The organism is Streptomyces sp. NPDC096310, assembly GCF_044763125.1.
Taxonomy (GTDB): Bacteria; Actinomycetota; Actinomycetes; order Streptomycetales; family Streptomycetaceae; genus Streptomyces.
Window position 1 is genome coordinate 1,119,283 of sequence record NZ_JBIWFO010000001.1, and the last position, 22,670, is coordinate 1,141,952.

Here is a 22,670-nt window from a genome sequence, read left to right on the forward strand (position 1 = left end):
CGGGACGCGGCGGACCAGGCGTTCTGGGCCGCCGTCGAGCGCGAGGACCTGGCCGAACTGACCGGCGTCCTCGCACTCACCGGGGACGAACCTCTCAGCGCCGTACTGCCCGCGCTCTCCTCCTGGCGGCGCGGGCACCAGCGGCGCTCCCGTACGGACGGCTGGCGCTACCGGATCACCTGGCAGCCCGTCGCCGCCACCCGCCACCCGGCCGCCGGCACCCGGCTGGTCCTGCTGCCCGCCACCGGCGAGGGGGACGGGTGGGCCGACGCGCTGGACGGGCCCACGGTACGGATCGTGGTGGACGCCGACGACCGGGCCGCCCTCGCGGACCGGCTGCGCGCGGTACGGGACGGGCTGCCCCACGGCGGCCGGATCACGGGCGTGGTCTCCCTGCTGGCGCTGGACGGACGCGCCGGGCCGGCCGGATCCGCCGTACCCGCCGGGACCGCCGCGACCCTCACCCTGGTCCAGGCCCTCGGCGACGCCGGTGTGGACGCCCCGCTGTGGCTGCTCACCCGGGGCGCCGTCGCGGTCGGCCCCGAGCGGCCGGCGCGGGTGCCGCAGGCGCAGATCTGGGGGCTCGGCCGGGTCGTCGCGCTGGAACACCCGGAACGCTGGGGCGGCCTGGTCGACCTGCCGGAGACGCCCGAAGGGCCCGCGGCCCAGCGGCTGGCCGGGGCGCTGACCCGGACCGACGACGAGGACCAGCTCGCGATCCGCGCCTCCGGCGTGTACGCCAGGCGCCTCACCCGCGCACCCGAGACGCCCTCCGCGACCACCTCACGCGCACCCGCCTCCCCGGCGCCCGACTCATCCGCGACGGAGCCGGACGCGATCACCTCACGCGCACCCGCCCCGCCCGCGACCGCTTCACCCACGACGGAGCCCGACGCGGCCTGGCGCCCGTCCGGGACCGTCCTGGTCACCGGCGGCACCGGCGCCCTCGGCGCCCGCGCCGCCCGCTGGCTGGCCGCGTCCGGGGCGGACCACCTCGTCCTCACCAGCAGGCGCGGCGCCGACGCCCCCGGCGCCGCCGAACTCGCCGCCGAACTCCGCGCGTCGGGCGCCGAGGTGACCGTCGCCGCCTGCGACGCCGCCGACCGGGACGCGATGCGGCACCTGCTGGCCGAACATCCGCCGACCGCCGTCGTCCACACCGCCGGAGTACTCGACGACGGCGTACTGGACCGTCTCGACACCGGCAGGCTGGAGACGGTGTTCGGCCCCAAGACGGCCGCCGCGACCGTCCTCGACGAGCTGACCCGCGACCTCGGCCTCGACCTCTCGGCGTTCGTCCTCTTCTCCTCGGCCGCCGGCGTGCTGGGCAGCGCGGGACAGGCCAACTACGCCGCCGCCAACGCCCATCTCGACGCCCTCGCCGAGCAGCGCCGCGCCGACGGCCTCCCCGCCACCTCCGTGGCCTGGGGCGCCTGGGCACACAGCGGACTCGCCATGGACGCGGGCGTGGTGGAGCGGCGCCTCCAGCAGGGCGGTGTCCTGCCGATGGCACCCGATCTCGCCCTCGACGCCCTCGGACGGGCCCTGAGCCGGGGCGACACGACGGTGATGATCGCCGACATCGACTGGCGCCGCTTCACCGGCGCGGGCGCCGGCCGTACCCGCCCCTGGCTCGGCCGGCTCGCCGACACCGCGACCGCCACCGAGGGGACGGCACCGGACGCGGCGCCCGACCTCGTCCGGCGGCTCCGGGACCAGGGCGCCGCCCAGCGCGCCCGGACCCTGCGGACACTCGTACGGAGCCAGGCCGCCGTCGTCCTCGGCCACCGCGGCCCCGAATCCGTCGACGCGGACCGGGCGTTCCGCGAACTCGGCTTCGACTCCCTCACCGCCGTCGAGCTCCGCAACCGGCTCGCCACGGCCACCGGACTGAAACTCCCGACCACCCTGGTCTTCGACCATCCGACGGCGGCCCTGCTCGCGGACCGCCTGGAGAGCGAGCTTTTCGGCGCCGCCGACGCGGCGCCGGCCCCGGACGACGCGGCCGCGCCCGGCGCCGCGACCGACACCGACCCCATCGTGATCGTCGCCATGAGCTGCCGCTTCCCCGGTGGCGTACAGAACCCGGACGAGCTGTGGGAGCTGCTGGCCGCCGGGCGCGACGCCGTCGGCGAGTTCCCGGACGACCGCGGCTGGGACCTCGACACGCTCCACCACCCCGACCCGGACCACCGCGGCACGACGTACACCCGGCACGGCGCCTTCCTCCACGACGCGCCCGAGTTCGACGCCGACCTCTTCGGGATATCGCCGCGCGAGGCCCTGGCCATGGACCCGCAGCAGCGGGTGCTCCTGGAGACGGCCTGGGAGGCGTTCGAGGGTGCGGGCATCGACCCCGCCACCCTGCGGGGCAGCCGGGCCGGGGTCTTCGTCGGCACCAACGGACAGGACTACGCGGGCGGGCTCGGCGACACGCCCGAGGGCACCGAGGGCTATCTGCTCGCGGGCAACGCCGCCAGCGTCGTGTCCGGCCGTATCGCCTACACCTTCGGTCTGGAGGGCCCGGCCGTCACCGTGGACACGGCCTGCTCCTCCGCGCTGGTCGCCCTGCACTTGGCGGCCCAGGCGCTGCGCCTGGGCGAGTGCTCGCTCGCGCTGGCCGGCGGGGTGTCGGTGATGTCGACCCCGGCGGCGTTCGTGGAGTTCTCCCGCCAGCGCGGCCTCGCCCCCGACGGCCGGTGCAAGGCCTTCGCCGACTCCGCCGACGGTACGGGCTGGGGCGAGGGGGCCGGGCTGGTCGTGCTGGAACGGCTCTCCGACGCCGAACGCCACGGCCATCCGGCCTTGGCGGTGATCCGGGGCTCCGCCGTCAACCAGGACGGCGCCTCCAACGGACTGACCGCGCCCAACGGCCCCGCCCAGCAGCGGGTCATCCGCCAGGCCCTCGCGAGCGCCCGGCTCGCGCCGTCCGACATCGACGCCGTCGAGGCACACGGCACCGGCACCACCCTCGGCGACCCGATCGAGGCGCAGGCGCTGCTCGCCACGTACGGACAGGACCGGGACCGCCCGCTGTGGCTCGGCTCCGTCAAGTCCAACCTCGGCCACACCCAGGCCGCGGCGGGCATGGCCGGGGTGCTGAAGATGGTGCAGGCCATGCGGCACGCGACACTGCCCAGGACCCTCCATGTGGACCGGCCGACCTCCCAGGTCGACTGGTCGGCGGGCGCGGTGTCGCTGCTGACCGAGGAACGGCCGTGGCCGGCGGACGGCGGACCGCGCCGCGCCGGGGTGTCGTCCTTCGGCGTCAGCGGTACGAACGCCCACGTCATCCTCGAACAGGGACCGGCGGCCCCGCCCCGCCCCGTACGCCCCGCCGCGCCCGACTCCCCGCCGCTGCCGGTCGTCCTGTCCGGGAGGACCGAACCGGCCCTGCGCGCCCAGGCGGCGCGGCTGCGCGCCCATCTGGACGCGCACCCGGACGACTCGCTCCTGGACACCGCGTTCTCGCTGGCCACCACCCGCTCCGCGCTCGACCGGCGCGCCGTGGTGCTCGCCGGCTCGCCCGACGCGCTGCGCGGCGGCCTCGACGCGCTCGCCGAGGGCCGGAGCGCCGCCGGAGTCGTCACCGGCGCCGCCAGGCCGGGACAGAGCGTCGCGTTCCTCTTCTCCGGGCAGGGCTCGCAACGCCCGGGCATGGGCCGCGAACTGTACGACGCGTACCCCGTCTTCGCCCGCGCCCTCGACGAGATCTGCGCGGAACTCGACCCGCTCCTCGCCCCCGGGCCCGGCGGCTCCCTGCGTACGGCCCTGTTCCGCGCCCCCGCCGGGGACGGCGGCGGCCCGCTCGACCGCACGGAGCTGACCCAGCCCGCCCTCTTCGCCCTGGAGGTGGCCCTCCACCGGCTGATGGAGCACTGGGGCATCCTCCCCGAGTACGTGGCGGGCCACTCCATCGGTGAGATCGCCGCCGCGCACATCGCGGGCGTCCTGGCGCTGCCCGACGCCGCCGCCCTGGTGGCGGCGCGCGGACGGCTCATGCAGGCGCTGCCCGGCGGCGGCGCGATGCTCGCCGTGAACGCCCCCGAAGCCGCCGTCCTCCCCCTGCTGGCGGAGCACGGGGGCCGTGTGACGGTCGCCGCTGTCAACGGGCCGTCCTCCGTGGTCGTCGCCGGTGACGAGGACCCGGTCACCCGGATCGGTGAACTCCTCGCCGCCTCCGGGGTACGGACCAGGCGGCTGCGGGTCAGCCACGCGTTCCACTCGCCGCACATGGACGGGATGCTGACGGAGTTCCGCCGGGTCGCCGACGGGCTGACGTACGGCACACCCCGTATCCCCGTCGTGTCGGCCCTGACCGGGCGGAGCGTCACCGACGAGATGGGCACGGCCGAGTACTGGACCCGGCACGCCCGCGACGCCGTCCGCTTCCACGACGCCGTGGGAGCCCTGCGGGACCTGGGCGTCACCGTCTTCGTCGAGATCGGCCCGGACAGCGCGCTCACCCCGATGGTGCTGGAATCCCTCGGCGACGAGGCGAGCGCCCTCCCCGTTCTGCGCAGGGACCGGCCGGAGACGGACGGAGCGCTCGACGCGCTGGCCCGGCTGCACGTCGCCGGGGTCAGCCCCGACTGGGCCGCCTTCCACGCCGGTTCCGGCGCCGCCCGCGTCGCCCTCCCGTCGTACGCCTTCCAGCGCGCCCGGTACTGGATGGAGCGCCCCGCGCCCACCGCGGGCCTCGGCTCCGCCGGGCTCACCGTCTCCGGACATCCGCTGCTCGGCGCCGGGGTGCCGCTCGCGCACGGCCCGGGCGCGCTCTTCACCGGCTCCCTCTCGGTACGCAGCCACCCCTGGCTGGCCGACCACCGGGTCGCCGGTGCGATCGTCCTGCCCGGCACGGCCTTCGTGGAACTCGCGGTGCACGCCGGGGACCAGGTCGGCGCCGCCACCGTCGAAGAACTCACCATCGAGGCACCGCTGGTGCTGCCCGAGCGCGGCGCCGTCCAGGTCCAGCTCTGGGTCGACGGCCCGGACGCCTCGGGGCGCCGCGAACTGACCCTGTACGGACGGGCCGTGGGCGACGACCCGGACCCGGTCGGCGAGTGGACCCGGCACGCCGGCGGAGTCCTCGCACAGGGGCCCGCCGCACCGGGGGACACCCTCACGGTCTGGCCGCCGTCCGGCGCCGAACCGGTGCCGGTCGACGGCCTCTACCGTACGGTCGCCGACGCCGGGTTCGGCTACGGACCGGTCTTCCGCGGACTGCGCGCCGCGTGGCGCCGGGGCGACGAGGTCTACGCCGAGGTCGCGCTCCCCGAGGAGCACCGGGCGGCCGGCGAGGCCCCGCGGTTCGGCCTGCACCCCGCCCTGCTCGACGCGGCGCTGCACACCGTCGCGCTCTCCCGGGCCGGTCAGGACGGCGTCGGACGGATGCCGTTCTCCTGGTCCGGGGTGACCCTGCACGCCTCCGGCGCCGCCGCGCTGCGCGTCCGGCTCACCGCCACCGGGACGGACACGGTCTCCCTGGCCGTCGCCGACCCGGCAGGGGCGAGCGTCGCCACCGTACGGTCGCTGAAACTCCGCCCGGTCCCCGCCGGGCTCGGCGCGGCTCCCGCCAGGACCGACGGGCTGCACACCGTGGAGTGGACCCCGCTGGGGACCGTGCCCGTGCCCGCGTCGGCCGCCGAAGAGCACACCGCACCTGTCGTACGGATCGCCGGCCCCGCAGACCTCGCCGCGCTGGACCACATCCCCGGCCTCGTCGCCGTGGAACTGCCCCCGGCGGACGGCACGGCGGCCGACCGGGCCCGTACCGCCGTGCACCGTACGGTGGAACTGCTTCAGGCCTGGCTCGCCGACCCCCGGTGCGCCGGATCCCGCCTCGCCTTCCTGACCAGCGGCGCCGCCGGGCCCGACGGTCCCGACGCGCTCGACGGTCCCGACACGCGTGACGGCACCGACACGCGTGACGGCCTCGGCCAGGCGCCGGTCTGGGGCGCGGTGCGTTCGGCGCGCGCCGAACACCCGGGCCGGTTCCTCCTCGTGGACGCCGACGACCCGGCCGGCTGCCTCGGCCTGCTGCCGGCCCTCGCCGCACTGGACGAACCCGAACTGGCAGTACGGGCCGGGGCGGTCACCGTGCCCCGGCTCACCCGGCTCTCCTCGGACGACGCGCTCCTACCCCCCGCCGCAACCGCCGCCTGGCGGCTCGACATCCCCGTCCAGGGCACCCCGGACAACCTGCGTCTGGTCGCGGAACCGGCCGCCACCGCACCGCTGGAGGACCAAGAGATCCGGGTCGCGATCCGCGCGGCGGGCGTCAACTTCCGCGACGTCCTCACCACCCTGGGCGCCTATCCAGGCCCCGCGGTCATCGGCATCGAGGGCGCCGGAGTCGTCACCGCGACCGGCGCCGGGGTGGCCGACCTGGCCCCCGGCGACCGGGTCGCGGGCATCTTCTCCGGCGCGTTCGGACCGACCGCCGTCACCGACCACCGGATGGTCGCGCGGCTGCCCGAGGACTGGTCCTTCGAACAGGCGGCCTCGGTCCCCGTCGCGTTCCTGACCGCGTACTACGCCCTCACCGATCTCGCCGGCCTCAAGGAGGGCGAGTCCGTCCTCGTCCACGCCGCGGCCGGCGGGGTCGGCATGGCCGCCGTCCAACTCGCCCGCCACCTCGGCGCCGAGGTGTACGGCACGGCGAGCCCCGGCAAATGGGACACCCTCACCGGTGCGGGCCTGCCCGCCGACCACGTCGCGTCCTCCCGTACGACCGACTTCGCCGGCCAGTTCCTGACCGCCACACAAGGCCGCGGCGTCGACGTCGTCCTCAACGCGCTCACCGGCGAGTTCATCGACGCCTCACTGCGCCTGCTGCCCCGGGGCGGCCGCTTCCTGGAGATGGGCAAGGCCGAGATCAGGACCGCCGGCACGGTGACCACCGGCCACCCCGGCGTCGCCTACCGGGCGTTCGACCTCATGGAGGCGGGACCCGCCCGCATCCGGGAGATGCTCACCGATGTCCTCGGCCTGTTCGCGTCCGGCGCGCTGACCCCGCTGCCCGTCAGGACCTGGGACGTCCGGCGCGCCCGGGAGGCGTTCCGCCATCTCGCCCAGGCCAAGCACATCGGCAAGGTCGTCCTCACCGTGCCCCGCCCCCTCGACCCGGCGGGCACCGTCCTGATCACCGGCGCGAACGGCGCCCTCGGCTCGCACATCGCCCGCCACCTCGTCACCGGACACGGCGTGCGCAAACTGCTCCTCGTCGGCCGCCGGGGCGCCGACGGCCTGCGCGACGAACTGATCGCGCTCGGCGCCGACGCGACCTCCGCGGCCTGCGACGTCACCGACCGCGACGCCCTCGCCCGGCTGCTCTCCGGAGTCGGTCTGACCGCCGTCGTCCACTGCGCCGGTGTCCTCGACGACGGCGTGGTCACCGCGCTCACCCCCGACCGGATCGACACCGTCCTGCGCCCCAAGGTGGACGCCGCGCTCCATCTGCACGAACTGACCGCCCACCACGACCTCGCCGCGTTCGTCCTGTTCTCCTCGGCCGCCGCCGTCTTCGGCAGCCCGGGACAGGCCGCCTACGCAGCCGGGAACACCTTCCTCGACGCCCTGGCCCGGCGGCGCCACGCCGCCGGACTGCCCGCCCAGTCGCTCGCCTGGGGCCCCTGGGCGCCCGACGGCGGCATGACCGAACAGCTCAGCGCCACCGACCTCACCCGGGTCGCCCGCGGCGGCATGGCCTCCCTGACACCCGCCGAGGGCCTGGCCCTGTACGACGCGGCCGGCGCCGCCGACCGGGCCGTCGTCGTCCCCGTACTCCTGGACCTCGCCGCGCTGCGCACGGCGGCGGGCACCGAGGGGCCCGCGGCGCTGCTCCGCGGCCTCGTCACCCTCCCGGCCCGGCGGGCGGCGGGCACGGCCGGTACGGCGGCGCCCGCGGCCGCCCCTCCGTGGCCCCGGCGGCTCGCCGCGCTGACCACGGCCGAACGCGACCAGCTCCTCGGCGAACTCGTCAGGACCGAGGCCGCCGCCGTCCTCGGCCACGCCTCCGCCGACGCCATCGACCCCGACCGGGGCTTCCTCGACCTGGGCTTCGACTCGCTGACGGCGCTCGAACTGCGCAACCGGATGAACGCCGCCACCGCGCTCCGCCTGCCCGCCACCCTCATCTTCGACCACCCGACCCCACTCGCCCTCGCCCGGCACCTGCGCGACGCACTGGCCCCGGACCCCGGGACGGATCCGGCAGGTCCCGCCGCCGGCGCCGGCACCGGCACCGCGCAACCCCCGTCGGAGAACCCCATCGACTCCATGGAGCTCGACGGCCTGCTTGAGCTGGCGTACGAGAACGCCGACTCGGACTTGGAGATGTCATGACCGGCACCGGCGCCACCACCGGAACCGAGCGGAAGATCGTCGACGCGCTCCGGGCGTCCCTCAAGGCCAACGAGAGGCTGCGGCGGCAGAACGACGAACTCACCGCCGCCTCCGCCGAACCGCTGGCCGTCGTGGGCATGAGCTGCCGCTTCCCCGGCGGGGTCGCCACCCCCGACGCGCTGTGGGAGCTGATCTCCGACGGGCGGGACGCGCTCACCCCGTTCCCCTCGGACCGGGACTGGGACCTGGCGGCCCTCCATGACCCCGACCCGGCCCGGCCCGGCACCTCGTACGTCCGTGTCGGCGGCTTCCTCCACGACGCGGCCGACTTCGACGGCGCCTTCTTCGGCATCTCGCCGCGCGAGGCCGCCGCGATGGACCCGCAGCAGCGCCTCTCCCTGGAGACCGCCTGGGAGGTGTTCGAGCACGCCGGAATCGACCCGGCGACGCTCCGCTCCAGCCGGACCGGTGTCTTCGTCGGCGCCGCCGACCAGGGGTACGGCACCCGGCTGCGGCCCCCGCCCGAGGAACTGGAGGGATATCTGCTGACCGGCAGCGCCGCCTCCGTCATCTCGGGGCGGATCGCCTACACGCTCGGCCTGGAGGGGCCTGCGCTCACCGTCGACACGGCGTGCTCCTCGTCGCTGGTCGCCCTGCACCTCGCCGGACAGGCGCTGCGCCGCGGCGAGTGCTCGCTCGCCCTGGCGGGCGGGGTCTCCGTCATGGTGACCCCCGGCACCTTCGTCGAGTTCAGCCGGCAGCGCGGGCTCGCCAAGGATGGCCGGTGCAAGTCCTTCGCGGCGGCCGCCGACGGCACCGGCTGGGGCGAGGGCGCCGTCATGCTGCTGCTGGAACGGCTGTCGGACGCCGAACGCCACGGCCACCCCGTGCTGGCCGTCGTCCGGGGCTCCGCCGTCAACCAGGACGGTGCCAGCAGCGGCCTGACCGCGCCCAGCGGCCCCGCGCAGCAACGCGTCATCCGCGAGGCGCTGGGCGCCGCCCGGCTCACACCGGCCGACGTGGACGCCGTCGAGGCGCACGGCACCGGCACCGCGCTCGGCGACCCGATCGAGGCGCAGGCGCTGCTCGCCACGTACGGACAGGACCGGGACCACCCGCTGTGGCTCGGCTCGGTCAAGTCCAACATCGGCCACACCCAGGCCGCCTCCGGGCTGGCGGGCGTGATCAAGATGGTGCTGGCGCTGCGCCACGGTGTCCTGCCGAGGACCCTGCACGTGGACGCTCCCACCCCGCGCGTGGACTGGGAGTCGGGCGCCGTGTCGCTGCTGACGGAGGAACGGCCCTGGGTACGGGGCGGGCGCCCCCGGCGGGCCGGGGTGTCCTCGTTCGGCGTCAGCGGAACCAACGCGCACATCGTCCTGGAGGAAGCACCGGCCGCGCCGGAAGCCGCCGTACCGGAAGCCGTCGTACCGCGCCCCGCCGTACCGTCGCCCGTGGCGCCGCGCCCCGGCGTCGTCCTGCCCTGGGTCCTGTCGGCCCGGAGCGAGGAGGCGCTGCGCGCCCAGGCGGCGCGGCTGGCCGCCCAGCTCGCCGAAAGGCCCGGTGACGGCCTCGCCGACATCGGCTTCTCCCTCGCCACCACCCGCTCCGCGTTCCCGCACCGGGCGGCCGTGGTCGCGGCCGACCGGGAGGAGTTCCTGCGCGGCCTGGACGCGCTCGCCACCGGGGCGCCAGGACCGGTCAGGGGTACCGCGCGCCCCGGCCCCAGGACGGCCTGGCTCTTCTCGGGTCAGGGCGCCCAACGGCCCGGCATGGGACGGGACCTGGCCGACGCGTTCCCCGTCTTCGCCGACGCGCTGGAGGAGATCTGTGGCTGTCTCGACCCGGAGCTGGAGCTGCCGCTGCGCGAGGTCATGTTCGCCGCCGAGGGGACCCCCAAGGCCGCGCTCCTGGACCGTACGGAGTTCACCCAGCCCGCGCTGTTCGCCTTCGAGGTGGCCCTCCTGCGGCTGTTCATGTCCTGGGGACTCACCCCCGACCTGCTGCTCGGCCACTCCATCGGCGAGATCGCCGCCGCGCACGCCGCCGGCGTGCTCTCCCTCCCGGACGCGTGCGCGCTGGTCGCCGCCCGGGGCCGGCTGATGCAGGCACTGCCCGAGGGCGGCGCCGTCGTATCGGTGAGGGCCGAGGAGGACGAGGTCGTCGCCTCGCTCGCCGGACGCACCGGCCGCCTGGGCGTCGCCGCCGTCAACGGGCCCGCCTCCACGGTGATCGCCGGGGACGAGGAGGCCGTCATGGAGGTCGCCGGGTACTGGGAGGAACAGGGGCGCAGGACCCGCCGGCTGCGCGTGAGCCACGCCTTCCACTCACCGCTCATGGAACCGATGCTCGCCGAGCTGCGGACCGTCGTCGCGGGCCTCACCCTCTCCGCGCCGCGCGTCCCGGTCGTCTCCACGCTCACCGGCGAACCGGCGGCCGGGCTGGACGACCCGGAGTACTGGGTACGGCAGGCCAGGGAGCCCGTACGGTTCCGCGACGGCGTCCGCGCCCTGGAACGGCTCGGCGCCCACGCGTATCTGGAGATCGGCCCCGACGCCGTCCTCACCACGATGGCCGAGGCCTGCCTGACCGGACCGGCGGCCCTGGTCGCGGCCGTCCGCCGGAACAGCGGCGGACCGCGCTCCACGCTCACCGCGCTGGCCGAACTGTTCGCGGACGGCGTGCCCGTGGACTGGCCCGCCGTGTTCCCCGGCGCGGAGCGCGTGGAGCTGCCCACGTACGCGTTCCGCCGCCGCCGGTTCTGGGCGAGCGCCGCCCCCTCGGCCGATGTGGGCGCCGCCGGGCTCACCCCGGCGGGACACCCGCTGCTCGGCGCCACGCTGGAACCCGCCGCCGGGGGAGGCCCCGTCTTCACCGGCCGGCTCTCGCTGCGCTCCCACCCCTGGCTCGCCTACCACGCCGTCGGCGGTACGGTCCTCTTCCCGGGCACCGGCTTCCTCGAACTCGCCCTCCACGCCGGGTCGTACGTCGGCTGCGGACGCGTCGACGAACTGCTCGTCGAGGCGCCCCTCGTCCTCGCCGAGGACGGCGCCGCCCGGATCCAGGTCACTCTCGGCCCGGCCGGCCGGAGCGGCGACCGGGGCACCCGTACCGTCTCCGTCCACGCCCGGCCCGACGGCTCCGACCTGCCGTGGACGCTCCACGCGAGCGGTGTGCTCGCGCCGGACACCGAACCGGCCGGCTTCGACCTCACGGCGTGGCCGCCGGACGGGGCCGCCCCGCTGGAGGTCGACGGGCTCTACGCCTCCATCGCGGACCTCGGCTACGACTACGGCTCGGCGTTCCAGGGCGTACGGCGGGCCTGGCGGCGCGGCGCCGAGACGTTCGCCGAGGTCCGCCTCCCCGACGAACAGCGCGCGACGGCAAGCGGGTTCGGCGTGCACCCCGCGCTGCTGGACGCCTCCCTGCATGTGCTGGGCCTGTCGGCCGGGGACGAGGACCGCGGCGGCGCCTCGCACCGGCTGGTCTTCTCCTGGAACGGCGTACGGTCGTACGGCACGGGCCCCGCCGAGCTGCGCGTACGCATGACGTCCACCGGCCCCGACGCCGTCGCCCTGGACGCGGCGGACGCCACCGGGCGCCCCGTGGTCTCCGTCGCCTCGCTCGCCCTGCGCACCGTCGCCGCCGACCGGCTCAGGGCCGCGACGGGCGCCCCGAGCGACGCCCTGTTCCGGATCACCCTGGCCGAACTCCCCTCGGTGGCACCGGAGTTCCCGGCCCCGCGGCCGGCGGTGCTGGAGGACGAGGACGGCACCGCGTACGGCGCGCCCGGCACCGCCTCGTACTCCGGTCTCGAAGCCCTCACCAAGGCGGTCGACGACGGCCTGCCGCTCCCCGACGCGGTCGTCGTGCCCTGCCTGTCGGGCCGGGACGCCCACGGGGCCACCCACCGGGCACTCGGCCTCGTACGGGAATGGCTCGCCGACGACCGGTTCGCGGTGTCCCGGCTGGTGTTCCTCACCAGCGGCGCGGTGGGGGAGGGCGTCCGGGACCTGGTGCACGCGCCCCTGTGGGGCCTGGTCAGGTCGGCGGCGAGCGAACACCCGGACCGCTTCGCCCTGGTGGACCTGGACGAGCCCGCGGACCGGGACCGTACCCTGCCCGTGGCCCTCGCCCATGCCCTCGCGCAGGGCGAGACCGAGGTGATCGTACGGGCCGGGACCCCGTACACGCCCCGCCTCGCGCGGCTCGCCGCGTCCGGCCGTACCGTCACCACGGATCCGGCCGGCACCGTTCTCGTCACGGGCGCCACCGGGGCGCTCGGCGGGCTGGTCGCCCGGCACCTCGTACGCGAGCACGGCGTCCGCAGGCTGCTGCTGCTCAGCCGCGCCGGAGCCGCCGCCGACGGCGCGGACCAACTCCTCGCCGAACTGCGCGCGTCGGGCGCCGACGCCGAACTGGCCGCCTGCGACACGGCCGACCGCGCCGCCCTCGCCGACGTGCTGGCCCGCGTGCCCGCCGCACATCCGCTGACCGCCGTGGTGCACACGGCGGGCGTCCTCGACGACTCCGTCGTCACCGCGCTCACCCCCGGCCGGCTCGACCGGGTGCTGCGCCCCAAGGTGGACGGCGCGCTCCACCTCCACGAACTGACCGCGGACGCCGACCTCACCGCCTTCGTGCTCTTCTCCTCGGTCGCCGCCACCGTCGGCGCCCCCGGACAGGCCAACTACGCCGCCGCCAACGCCTTCCTGGACGCCCTGGCCGCTCACCGGCGCGCGGCCGGGCTGCCCGCCACCTCGCTGGCCTGGGGGCTCTGGGCGCAGGGCGGCGGCATGACCGGCACCCTGGACGACGCCGACCGGACCAGGATCGCGCGCTCCGGGATGCGGGCCCTGTCCGCCGAGGACGGACTCGCCCTGTTCGACCTCGGCCGGGCGCAGGACGAGGCGGTCGTCGTCCCCGCGGCGTTCGACCTCGCGGGCCTGCGGGCCCGCGCCCGCGCCGGCGGACGCGTCCCCGCGCCGCTGCGCGCCCTGGTGCCCGCACCGCCCCGCCGGTCCGGCGCCCCCGCCGACGCGCCGTCGTTCGCCCGGCGGCTGGCCGGCCTCACCGAGGACGCGCGGGACGGCGCGGTGCTCGACCTGGTCCGGGGCCTCGCGGCCGAGGTGCTCGGCCACGGGTCCCCGGACGCGGTCGACGCAGAACAGGACTTCATCGAGATGGGGTTCGACTCGCTGACCACCGTGGAACTGCGCAACCGGCTCGCCGAGGCCGTCGGCGCATCGCTCCCGGCCACCCTGCTCTTCGAGTGCACGACGCCCCGCGCCCTCACCACGCGGCTGCGCTCCATGGTGACGGTCTCCGAACCGGCCGCCGCCCCGCAGGCCGCACCGGCCGGACCGGGCTCCGGGCTCAGCGCCCTGTTCCGCACCGCGTGCGACGACGGCCGGTTCGAGGCGTTCGTCCGTTTGCTGGGCGACGCCGCCGCGTTCCGGCCCGTCTTCACCGACGGCACGGGCCCGGCGCCGAGGCCGCTGCGGCTCGCGACGGGGGAGCGGGCCCCCGGGCTCCTCTGCTTCCCCTCGTTCCTGGCGATCGCCGGACCCCATCAGTACGCGCGGTTCGCCGCGGCCTTCCGCGGCGTACGGGAGGTGACCGTGCTCCCCGAACCGGGCTTCGGCGACGGCGGCCCCCTCCCGGCCGGCGTCGACGCGCTCGTCGCGCTCCACACGGAGACCGTACGGCGCCACGCGGGCCCCGCCCCGTACGCGCTGCTCGGCCACTCCTCGGGCGCGATGGTCGCGTACGCCGTCGCCGCCCGCCTCGAAGAACTCGGCGCCCCGCCCCGGGCCGTGGTGCTCCTGGACATCGTCCCGGGGGACGTGCACGCGCTCCCCGGCTTCCAGTCCGACCTCGCGGCCGGTCTGCGGGCCCGGGACGGGGACGCCGCGGCGCCGGACGACGAACGGCTCACCGCGATGGGCGGCTACGTCCGGGCCTTCTCGACCTGGGAGCCCGCCGAGATCTCCGTCCCCACCCTGCTGGTACGGGCGGAGGAGAACCAGTGGTCCTCCGCCTGGCCGCACCCGCACACGGCCGTGGACGCGCCCGGGGACCACTTCACGATGCTGGAGACCCACGCGGGGGAGACCGCCCGCCTGGTCCAGGAATGGCTGTCCGGCCTCTCCTGACCCACGTACCGACGTACGCACCCACGCACAGCCCCCTGATCCATACGAGGAAGGAACGTCACGGCGATGGCAGCACGAGCGACCCACGCGGTGGTCCTGGGCGGTGGTCTGGCCGGCACCCTGGCCGCCGCCGCACTGGCGGGCCACGCGGACCACATCACCCTGGTCGAACGCGACCGGATGCCCGCCGGCCCCGAGGAACGCAAAGGCGTGCCGCAGGCCCGCCACGCGCACATGCTCATGTCCAGCGGCGCCGAGGCGATCGAGGCGCTCGTCCCCGGCATCACCAAGAGCCTCTACGCCGCCGGGGCGCACCGCATCAGCGTACGGAAGGGCCTTGTCTCCTCCACCGCGCAGGGCTGGGTGCCGCGCTCCGCGGACCTCCAGTACGTCATCACCTGCGGACGGGCCCTGCTGGACTGGACCGTACGGGAACAGGTCCTCGCGGATCCGCGGGTGACCCTGCTCCAGGGCACGGACGTCACCGGGCTCGACGGCGACAGCCGCCGCGTCACGGCCGTCCGGATTCGCGACCGGGCCACCGGCGAGGCGTCGCTGATCGGGGCGGACTTCGTCGTCGACGCGACCGGGCGCGGCTCGGCCGCGCGCACCTGGCTGGAGGAGCTGGGGATACCCCGGGTACGGGAAGAGACCGTCGACACCGGACTCGCCTACTCCACCCGGCTGTTCCGCGTACCGCCCGGCGCGGAGCGTGACTTCCCGGCCGTCACCGTGATGCCGAGCCCCGCCGACCCGGCCCCGGGCCGCTCGGGCACCCTGCTGCCGATCGAGAACGGCCGGTGGCTGGTCACCCTGACGGGCGTCCGGCCCGCGCAGCCGCCGACGGACGACGCGGGCTTCCTGCCGTTCGCGCGCACCCTGCGCACCCCGGTCATCGCCGACCTCATCGAGGCGGCCCGGCCGCTCGGCCCGGTGTGCGGCTCCCGCAGCACCGCCAACCGCCGCCGCCACTACGAGAAACTGCCCGTCTGGCCCGCCGGGTTCGTGGCCCTCGGCGACGCGCTGGCCGCGTTCAACCCGGTGTACGGCCACGGCATGTCCGTGGCGGCGAAGGCGGCGACCGCGCTCCGTACCGACCTGGAGCGGTACGGATACGTACCGGAGCGCGCACAGCGCGTCCAGCGCGCCCTCGCGGCCACCGTGAACGACGCCTGGGCCCTCGCCGTCGGCCAGGACGTCCAGTACCCGGACGTCATCGGCCCCCGCTTCGGCGTCGGGGCGAAGCTGATGCGGCGCTACTCCGCGCGCGCGGCACGGGCGTCCGCCACCCGTCCCGCCGTCGCCGCCGCCATCGCCGACATCTTCACCCTGTCGGCCCCGGTGTCCCGCCTGCTGGCACCGAGGTCCGTGCTCGACGCGCTGCGGGGGCCCGGCGCACCGCCGCTGACGGCCCCGCCCTTCACGGAGCGCGAACGCGCGCTCTTCTCCCGCGACCCGGCCCGGTGATCACCACCGTGCCGTGACCGGTGCCCCGTGCCGCGTGACCGATGCCCCCTGACACCCGGACGACCAGGAAGGACCGCGAGATGAGCCGAAGCGCCGAGGAGACCCCGTGGACGACGGAGGAGGTCGGTCACCGCTACGACCGGCTGTCGCGCGTGCCCGAATTGCTGGCTTTCGGTGAGAGCCTGCACTTCGGGTACTGGGAGGACCCCGACGACGAGGGCGGTCTCTCCGACGCGATGGGACGCCTCACCGACCTGGTCATCGCCCGGCTGGACGCCGGCCCGGGCAGCCGGGTGCTCGACCTCGGGTGCGGGGTCGGCGGCCCCGCCGTCAAACTCGCCGCCGCCACCGGCGCCGAGGTCGTCGGCGTCACCGTCAGCCGGGAACAGATCACCAAGGCCACCGGACTCGCCCGGGCCGAAGGGCTGGCGGGACAGGTGGTGTTCCAGTACGCCGACGCCATGGACCTGCCGTTCGACGAGGGGTCCTTCGACGCGGTCTTCGGCCTTGAGTCGATCATGCACATGGACCGGCCCGGCGTGCTCCGGCAGATCGCGCGGGTACTGCGCCCCGGCGGCCGGCTCGTCCTGACCGACGAGGTGCTGCGCGCGCCCTTCCCCGCCGAGCGCGCCGAGGACGACGAGACCGTCGCCGGCTATCTGCGCGCCAACATGATCAGGTCGCTGGCCAGGCCGGAGGAGTACCCGGACCTGCTGGCCGGCGCCGGTCTGACGCCCGAGGCGATCACGGACATCACCGACCGGACCGTCCGCCCCACCTTCCGCACCCTCTGGCGCCAGGCGAACGACCGCCTCGACACGATCCTCAACGACCTGGGGTCACCGCCCGCGGCCGTGGCGGAGGAACTGCGCGGCTGGCAGCGCCTCGCGGAGATCCCCGAGTTCGGCTACCTCCTCATCAGCGCGCACCGCCCGAACCGCTGACCGCTCCCGGTCGACGAACGCCTCCCGGAGGACCCCATGACCGAGACCTGCCCCGTGCACGACCTCTACACCCCCGCGTACTTCAAGGACCCCTACCCCGCGCTCACCCGGCTCAGGGACGCGGGGCCCGTTCACCGCGTCGAGCGCCCCGACGGACTCACCGTCTGGCTGATCACCCGCTACGCCGAGGCACAGGCCGCACTCGGCGACCCCCGGCTCTCCATGGACGGCGACGTCGTCCAGAAGGCGCTCGGGGCCTTCGCGTACGGCTACCTCGACCCGGAGAACGAGGCGCCGCACACCCTGCTGTCGAGCGACCCGCCCGACCACACCCGGCTGCGCAGGCTCGTCAACCGGACCTTCACCGCCCGCCGGATCCAGGCCCTGCGCCCCCGGGTGCAGGAGCTGATGGACGGGCTGCTCGACGCGCTCGGCCCGGACGCCGCACACGCCGACCTGATCGAGGCGGTCGCCGCGCCGCTGCCCATCGCGGTGATCTGCGAACTGCTCGGGGTGCCGCCGGAGGACTACGACAGCTTCAAACTGTGGACGACGACGATGTTCGTGCTCCCCGCCGATGTCGGGGACGGCATGTCACCCACCGACGCCATGCGCAACCTGCGCGGCTACCTCGGCGAACTCATCGCCGCCAAGCGCGCCGAGCGGCCGGAGACCGCCCGGGGCGCGGCGGGCACCGAGGAGTCCGGGGATCTGCTCTCCGCGCTGATCGCCGTCCGGGACACCGACGAAGACCGGCTCTCCGAGCACGAGTTGGTGAGCATGGCCGTCCAACTGCTCATCGCCGGCCACGAGACCACGGTGAACGGCATCGGCAACGCCGTGCTCAATCTGCTGCGCCATCCGGACCAGCTCGCGGCGCTCCGGGCGGATCCCGCACTGCTGCCCCGGGCCGTCGACGAACTGCTGCGCTTCGAAGGCCCGCTGGAGACCGCCGTACTGCGGGTCGCGACCGAGCCGATCCCGCTCGACGGCCAGGTCATCCCGGCCGGCGGACTGGTCAAGGTGGTCCTCGCGGCCGCCAACCGTGACCCGGAGCGGTTCGCCGCGCCCGACACCCTCGACATCACGCGCAAGAACGAGGGCCATCTCCAGTTCGGTCACGGCATCCACAACTGCCTGGGAGCCTTCCTCGCCCGGATGGAGACCGAGATCGCCATCAGCTCACTGCTGCGCCGCTACCCGGGGCTCTCCCTCGCGGTACCGGACGACGGGATCCGCTGGCGGGAGATCGCCATCATGCGCAGCATGGAGGAACTTCCCGTCACGCTCACCGGTCAGGTCTGAGGGGCCGCCCGGACTCAGAGGTGGTCGAACGGTTCGGCGAGCCCGAAGGTGCCCGTGAGCCCGCCCCGGTACGCGCTCAGCGTACGGACCTGGAAGTACTCGCTCCACGACGGATCGGGCGGCACGATCCCGTACTCCGTGCTGTTCCGGAAGCCGTACCGGCCGTAGTACGCCGGGCTGCCCAGCAGCGCGACGAGCGGTTCGCCGAGCGCGTCCGCCGCACCGAGCACGGAATGCACGAGCGCCAGCCCGACACCGCGCCGCTGATGGTCCGGGTGCACGCTGAGCGGACCGAGCAGCAGGACCGGGTCACCGCCGGCCCGCCCCCGCGTACACACCACATGCCCGACGACCCGCCCCGGCTGCCCGCCGCCGTCCCGGTCCCCGTCTGCGTCCCGGTCGCCGACGGCGACGAGCGACAGCGCGGGCAGCCAGTCGTCACAGACCCGCAACGCGTCGAGCAGCGGAGCCTCCACGGGCTCCGGCCGCTCCGGCGTCGCGAAGGCGGCCGTGGTGACGGCCCGTACGGCGGCCTGGTCTGCGGGGGTCTCACGTCGGATCAGCACCGGCACAGTCTGCAACCGCGCGCGGCCCGGACGCAAAGGAATTACCCCCGGCCAACTCACTTTCCCGGATGGTCCGCCGCCTCTCCGAAGACCGCGGCGAGCACCGAGGAGACCGGCGGGCCGCCGAGGACGTCCCGCAACTCCTCGACGCCGTGGTGCCGCTGCGCCGGGGTGAGTGCGACGTACTGTTCGATCCGCTCGTTGAGCGTGCGCCGGAACAGGGCGTAGAGCGTGTCGTCGGTACGGACCCGGGCGGCGGTCCGCACGAGGGCCGCGGTTCCCGCGATGTCGTCCTCGGGTATACGCCGGCGCGGCAGCACGTCCGCGAACCGCCCGGCAGCGCGCCCGAAGAGCGTGGAGCCGAGGCTCCGTACGGTGAAGAGGTGCGCGTAGTGCTGTTCGTGCAGCCCGAGCGGCAGCCGGCCGAGCGCCAGGGCCTCGTGGAGGGCCGTGAGCCCCGGTGCCAGCAGATAGTGGGGGACGTGCGCGACCTGTCGCAGCAGTGCGCGCTGTGGCAGGAGACGGCAGTCGGCCCGCCTCCCCGCGGTCTGGTAGCTCCGCTCGCGGCGCCCGGCGAACGGGCCGCCGCAGACCAGGACGCGCGGGAACCGGGGCCAGTCGCGCAGCAGGTCGGGAATCCACCGGTCGAGGAGGCGCAGGTAGTCGTTGTTGACGTCGAAGTCCAGCAGGAAGTTCCTGAACCCGCCGATGTTGATCAGCAGGTCGTACTCCGGTGCGCCGCCGAGCGGTACGTCGCGCACCCCGGCCAGATCGATGAGCGGCCCGGACAGATGCGTCACCGGGCCGGCGCCGAGGGCCGCGAACGCGGCCGCGCGGTCGGTGACGCCCGGGAAGTTCTGGACGACGCTGTGCCGCGCGAGCAGATGTGCCGCGAGCACGCGCTCGTGCGGGGAGAGCGCGGCGAGATGCCGGTCGGCGGCGGCGAAGGAGGAGCGCGGCAGCCCCGCGCACAGCTCGCCGATCGCGGCCATCGGGCGCTCCGCGCGCCAGAAGCCGAAGAGGCTGTCCACCATGACGACGGGCCGGCCCACCACGACCGCCCGCAGGGCCAGCTCGGCGTCCATGACCGAGACGACCTGGTCGCAGGAGGCCAGCAGGGCGTCGAGAGCGGCGGCCGGTACCGGTTCCGACCGGGACATCTCGTGGATGACGTCGAAGGCGTCCGCGTTGCGGCACGCGAACGAGGCCGCCACGCCGTCCCCCACGAAGACCCGGTGATGGCCGGGGAGCAGTCGGGAGACCGCGACGAGTCCGGCCGCCGGGCCGAAGCCGCAGTTCTGCGCACCCATCAGGATCCGCACGGTGCCCGCCCCTGGCCGGTGGGCAGCGTGGCGAACAGCGCGAGGAGCAGACGGGCGAACTCCGCGGGCCACTTCGCGTAACCGGAGTGACCGCCGGGGAACTCCACCAGCTCCCGGCCCAGCCGCTCGGCGAGCACCACCACGGGCCGGCGTGCCACATGCGTCCGCGACTCCCGGCCGCCCGCCACCGCGATACGCGCCGCCATCGGCACCAGCCCCGCCACATCGGGTACGAAGCGGGTGAACGGCCGCATGGTGTGCGCCAGGAAGAACGCGCTGTTGTCCTGCGCCTCGGGCAGCACGGGCGCCGACCGTCCGCCGAAGAGGGAGCTGAACCGCGCCATCGCGGCCCCGACCCCCTCCCGGCGGAACACCGTGTGGACCTCCTCGATGAACGCCAGTTGGTCCTCGGCGTCCGGCAGCAGGCTCAGCGACGGCGGCTCGTGGACGACCACGGATCCGACCCTGTCCGGGTGCCTGAGCATCAGTTCGAGCGCGGTGAGCCCGCCCGAGCAGCTTCCGAATGCCGACGCTCTCTCGCCCGGCGCGGCCACCGCGTCCAGCAATCGGTACGCGTCGTCCGCGTGCACCTCGATCCGCTGGTCCGCGGGCGGCCCGTCGAGCACGCTGCGCGAGTTGCCGCGCGGATCGTACGAGACGACACGGTGGCCGGTGGCGAGCACGGCGGCCAGGCTCCCGAACACGTCCGCGTCCGAGTTGCCGCCCGCCATGAGTATCAGCAGCGGCCCCTTGCCGCGTACCTCGTAGTGGAGCCTGGCTCCCGGTACGGCCAGGGTGCCGCCGCCGCTCTCCCGTGTGTCCATCCGACTCCACCCCCAGACACGATGCGCGTACTCCAGGTGACTACCCGTGGCTGGGGCCGATCACCGGTTTCGGCCGACCACGTACGGGTGATGGACGGGCCTTCCCGCTGACGTGTCGGGCCGGCCCAAGGGTTTTGCGGGCCGCCGGACCCGTGCGGACGCGCGCCCGGCGTGGACGGCGCGGCGGGCGGCCCGTGAAGTGCGGCATGCTCTGCGGGACGAGTGGAACGGACCCGGCACGGGCACGGCCCGGAGCGGATCCGTCATGGCCAGAAGGACCGGAACCAGATGACAGACCACAACGCTGGACTGATGGCGTTCGTGCGGGCACGCCTCGACGAGGAAGAGCGGATCGCGCGCGAAGCCGGCGGCGATTCCTGGCGGTGCCCGCCCGAGCAGCCCGGTGAGATCCACGACCGCACCGGCAGCATCGCGTTCAGCCTGCGCACCCACGGGTACGACCGTCACATCGCCCGTCAGGATCCGGCGTACACCCTCCGGCGCGTCGAGACGAGCCGCGTGCTGCTCGACGAGTACGCGGAGGTCGCGGCCCTGGACGTGGACCGCCCCGACGACGGCTTCGCGTCCGGCCGCGCGGTGGGGCTGGGCTTCGTCGTCCGTCAGATGGCCGCGGAACACGCCCATCACCGGGACTATCAGGTGAAGTGGCTGCCCCGGTTCTCCCACTAGGGGTGTTCCCCCGACGGACCGGGATCGCCCGGTCCGTCGGAGAGCTCGGGGGAGTTCAAGGGAGTTCAAGGGAGTTCGGGGGCGGGGGAGGCCGGCGCGGGCGCGCGGCGGTTACGGTACGCGCGCGACGCCCGCGTAGAACCCGCTCAGCTCGGGCTCCGGGGCCGGCCCGTCCTTGTACCAGTGGGCGGCGGTCACCAGCCCGGGTTCCACCAGGTCGAGCCCGTCGAAGAAGCGCCCGACCTCGGCTCGGTCCCGCATCCGCAGCGGGATCTCGCCCTCCTTGTAGGCGGTCGTGACGACGTCCTTGTACTGCGGGTGTTCGTCGAAGGTGGTGTGCGAGAAGATCAGATAGCTGCCGGAGGGCAGGGCGTCCACCAGGGTACGGGTGATCCCGTACGGGTCGTCCTCGTCGGGGACGAAGTGCAGCAGCGCGATGAGGCAGAGCGCGATGGGCCGGTCGAAGTCCAGCAGAGTGCGCGCGTGGTCGAGGATGGTCTCCGGCTGCCGGACGTCCGCCTGGATGTAGTCGGTCGCGCCCTGCGGTGTGCTGGTGAGCCGGGCCTCGGCGTGGCGCAGCACGATGGGGTCGTTGTCGGCGTACACGATCCGGGCCGCCGGGATGATCTCCTGGACGACCTGATGGAGATTCGGCTCGGTGGGGATCCCCGTACCGATGTCGAGGTACTGGTCGACGCCCTGCCGCGCGGCCCAGGCGACGGCACGCCGCATGTATGCCCGGTTCCGTAACGCGTTGCCCTTGGCCTCCGGGGGTATTCGCTCGCCGACCACCTGGTCGACCGCGTAGTTGTCCTTGCCGCCGAGAAGCCAGTCGTACACCCGGGCCGGGTGGGCCCTGCTGGTGTCGATCCGGGGACGGGGCGGCGGGTGTGCCGTCATGAAACGCTCCTGTGTGGGTGACCGGGTCCGCCGCGGTCGCCGACGCGGGCCGGGTGGCCGCGCCGCGATACGGACGGGCGGACAGCCTAGGCGACCGGGCCGCCCGGGACCAGGCTGTGATCACCGCGGGGGCCCGGGAGAGCCGGGGGCC

The 22,670-nt window shown here is 75.1% G+C and carries 10 protein-coding genes (1 of these 10 running past the window's edge); 6 read left to right on the forward strand and 4 right to left on the reverse strand.

Annotated elements, in window-relative coordinates; all coding sequences use genetic code 11:
* The 5 genes from ACIQ7D_RS04445 to ACIQ7D_RS04465 form a co-directional block, all read left to right on the forward strand.
* A protein-coding gene (locus ACIQ7D_RS04445) for a type I polyketide synthase (RefSeq protein ID WP_403933437.1) crosses the window boundary here: on the forward strand, positions 1-8,346 show its final stretch. The gene continues 13,311 nt to the left of window position 1, outside the view; the window shows 8,346 of its 21,657 coding nt (coding positions 13,312-21,657); the start codon falls outside the window, past its left edge; its stop codon occupies positions 8,344-8,346.
* Positions 8,343-14,501: a type I polyketide synthase gene (locus tag ACIQ7D_RS04450; protein ID WP_403933439.1), complete on the forward strand. Its 6,159-nt coding sequence runs from the start codon at positions 8,343-8,345 to the stop codon at positions 14,499-14,501. The genes ACIQ7D_RS04445 and ACIQ7D_RS04450 overlap by 4 nt, the downstream gene beginning before the upstream one ends.
* A gap of 66 nt (positions 14,502-14,567) precedes the next feature.
* Complete coding sequence (locus tag ACIQ7D_RS04455; RefSeq protein WP_403933440.1) at positions 14,568-15,968, forward strand: NAD(P)/FAD-dependent oxidoreductase; 1,401 nt, start codon at positions 14,568-14,570, stop codon at positions 15,966-15,968.
* 80 nt (positions 15,969-16,048) lie between these two features.
* The gene (locus tag ACIQ7D_RS04460; protein ID WP_403933442.1) at positions 16,049-16,912 is read left to right on the forward strand and encodes a methyltransferase domain-containing protein; all 864 of its coding nucleotides are present in this window, start codon (positions 16,049-16,051) and stop codon (positions 16,910-16,912) included.
* Positions 16,913-16,948: 36 nt separating this feature from the next.
* Positions 16,949-18,217 (forward strand): cytochrome P450, encoded by a 1,269-nt coding sequence (locus tag ACIQ7D_RS04465; RefSeq protein ID WP_403933444.1) that lies wholly within the window; start codon positions 16,949-16,951, stop codon positions 18,215-18,217.
* 14 nt (positions 18,218-18,231) lie between these two features.
* Here ACIQ7D_RS04465 and ACIQ7D_RS04470 read toward each other — a convergent pair whose 3' ends face one another.
* The 3 genes from ACIQ7D_RS04470 to ACIQ7D_RS04480 are packed head-to-tail and all read right to left on the reverse strand — an operon-like array spanning position 18,232 to position 20,929.
* Positions 18,232-18,783, reverse strand: a complete 552-nt coding sequence (locus ACIQ7D_RS04470) for a GNAT family N-acetyltransferase (RefSeq protein ID WP_403933445.1) — start codon at positions 18,781-18,783, stop codon at positions 18,232-18,234.
* Positions 18,784-18,839: 56 nt separating this feature from the next.
* Entirely contained in the window at positions 18,840-20,105 is a 1,266-nt protein-coding gene (locus tag ACIQ7D_RS04475) for a hypothetical protein (RefSeq protein WP_403933447.1), read from the reverse strand.
* A complete protein-coding gene (locus ACIQ7D_RS04480; RefSeq protein ID WP_403933449.1) occupies positions 20,093-20,929 on the reverse strand; it encodes an alpha/beta fold hydrolase in 837 nt (278 codons plus the stop codon). Before ACIQ7D_RS04480 ends, ACIQ7D_RS04475 begins: the two co-directional genes overlap by 13 nt.
* A 288-nt stretch (positions 20,930-21,217) precedes the next feature.
* On the opposite strand from ACIQ7D_RS04480, the gene ACIQ7D_RS04485 reads away from it, so the two are divergent.
* Entirely contained in the window at positions 21,218-21,619 is a 402-nt protein-coding gene (locus tag ACIQ7D_RS04485; RefSeq protein WP_403933450.1) for a DUF6221 family protein, read from the forward strand.
* A 111-nt stretch (positions 21,620-21,730) separates the two neighbouring features.
* Here the strand turns inward: ACIQ7D_RS04485 and ACIQ7D_RS04490 are convergent, their stop codons facing one another.
* A complete protein-coding gene (locus ACIQ7D_RS04490; protein ID WP_403933452.1) occupies positions 21,731-22,519 on the reverse strand; it encodes an SAM-dependent methyltransferase in 789 nt (262 codons plus the stop codon).
* Between the last annotated feature and the right edge of the window lie 151 nt (positions 22,520-22,670).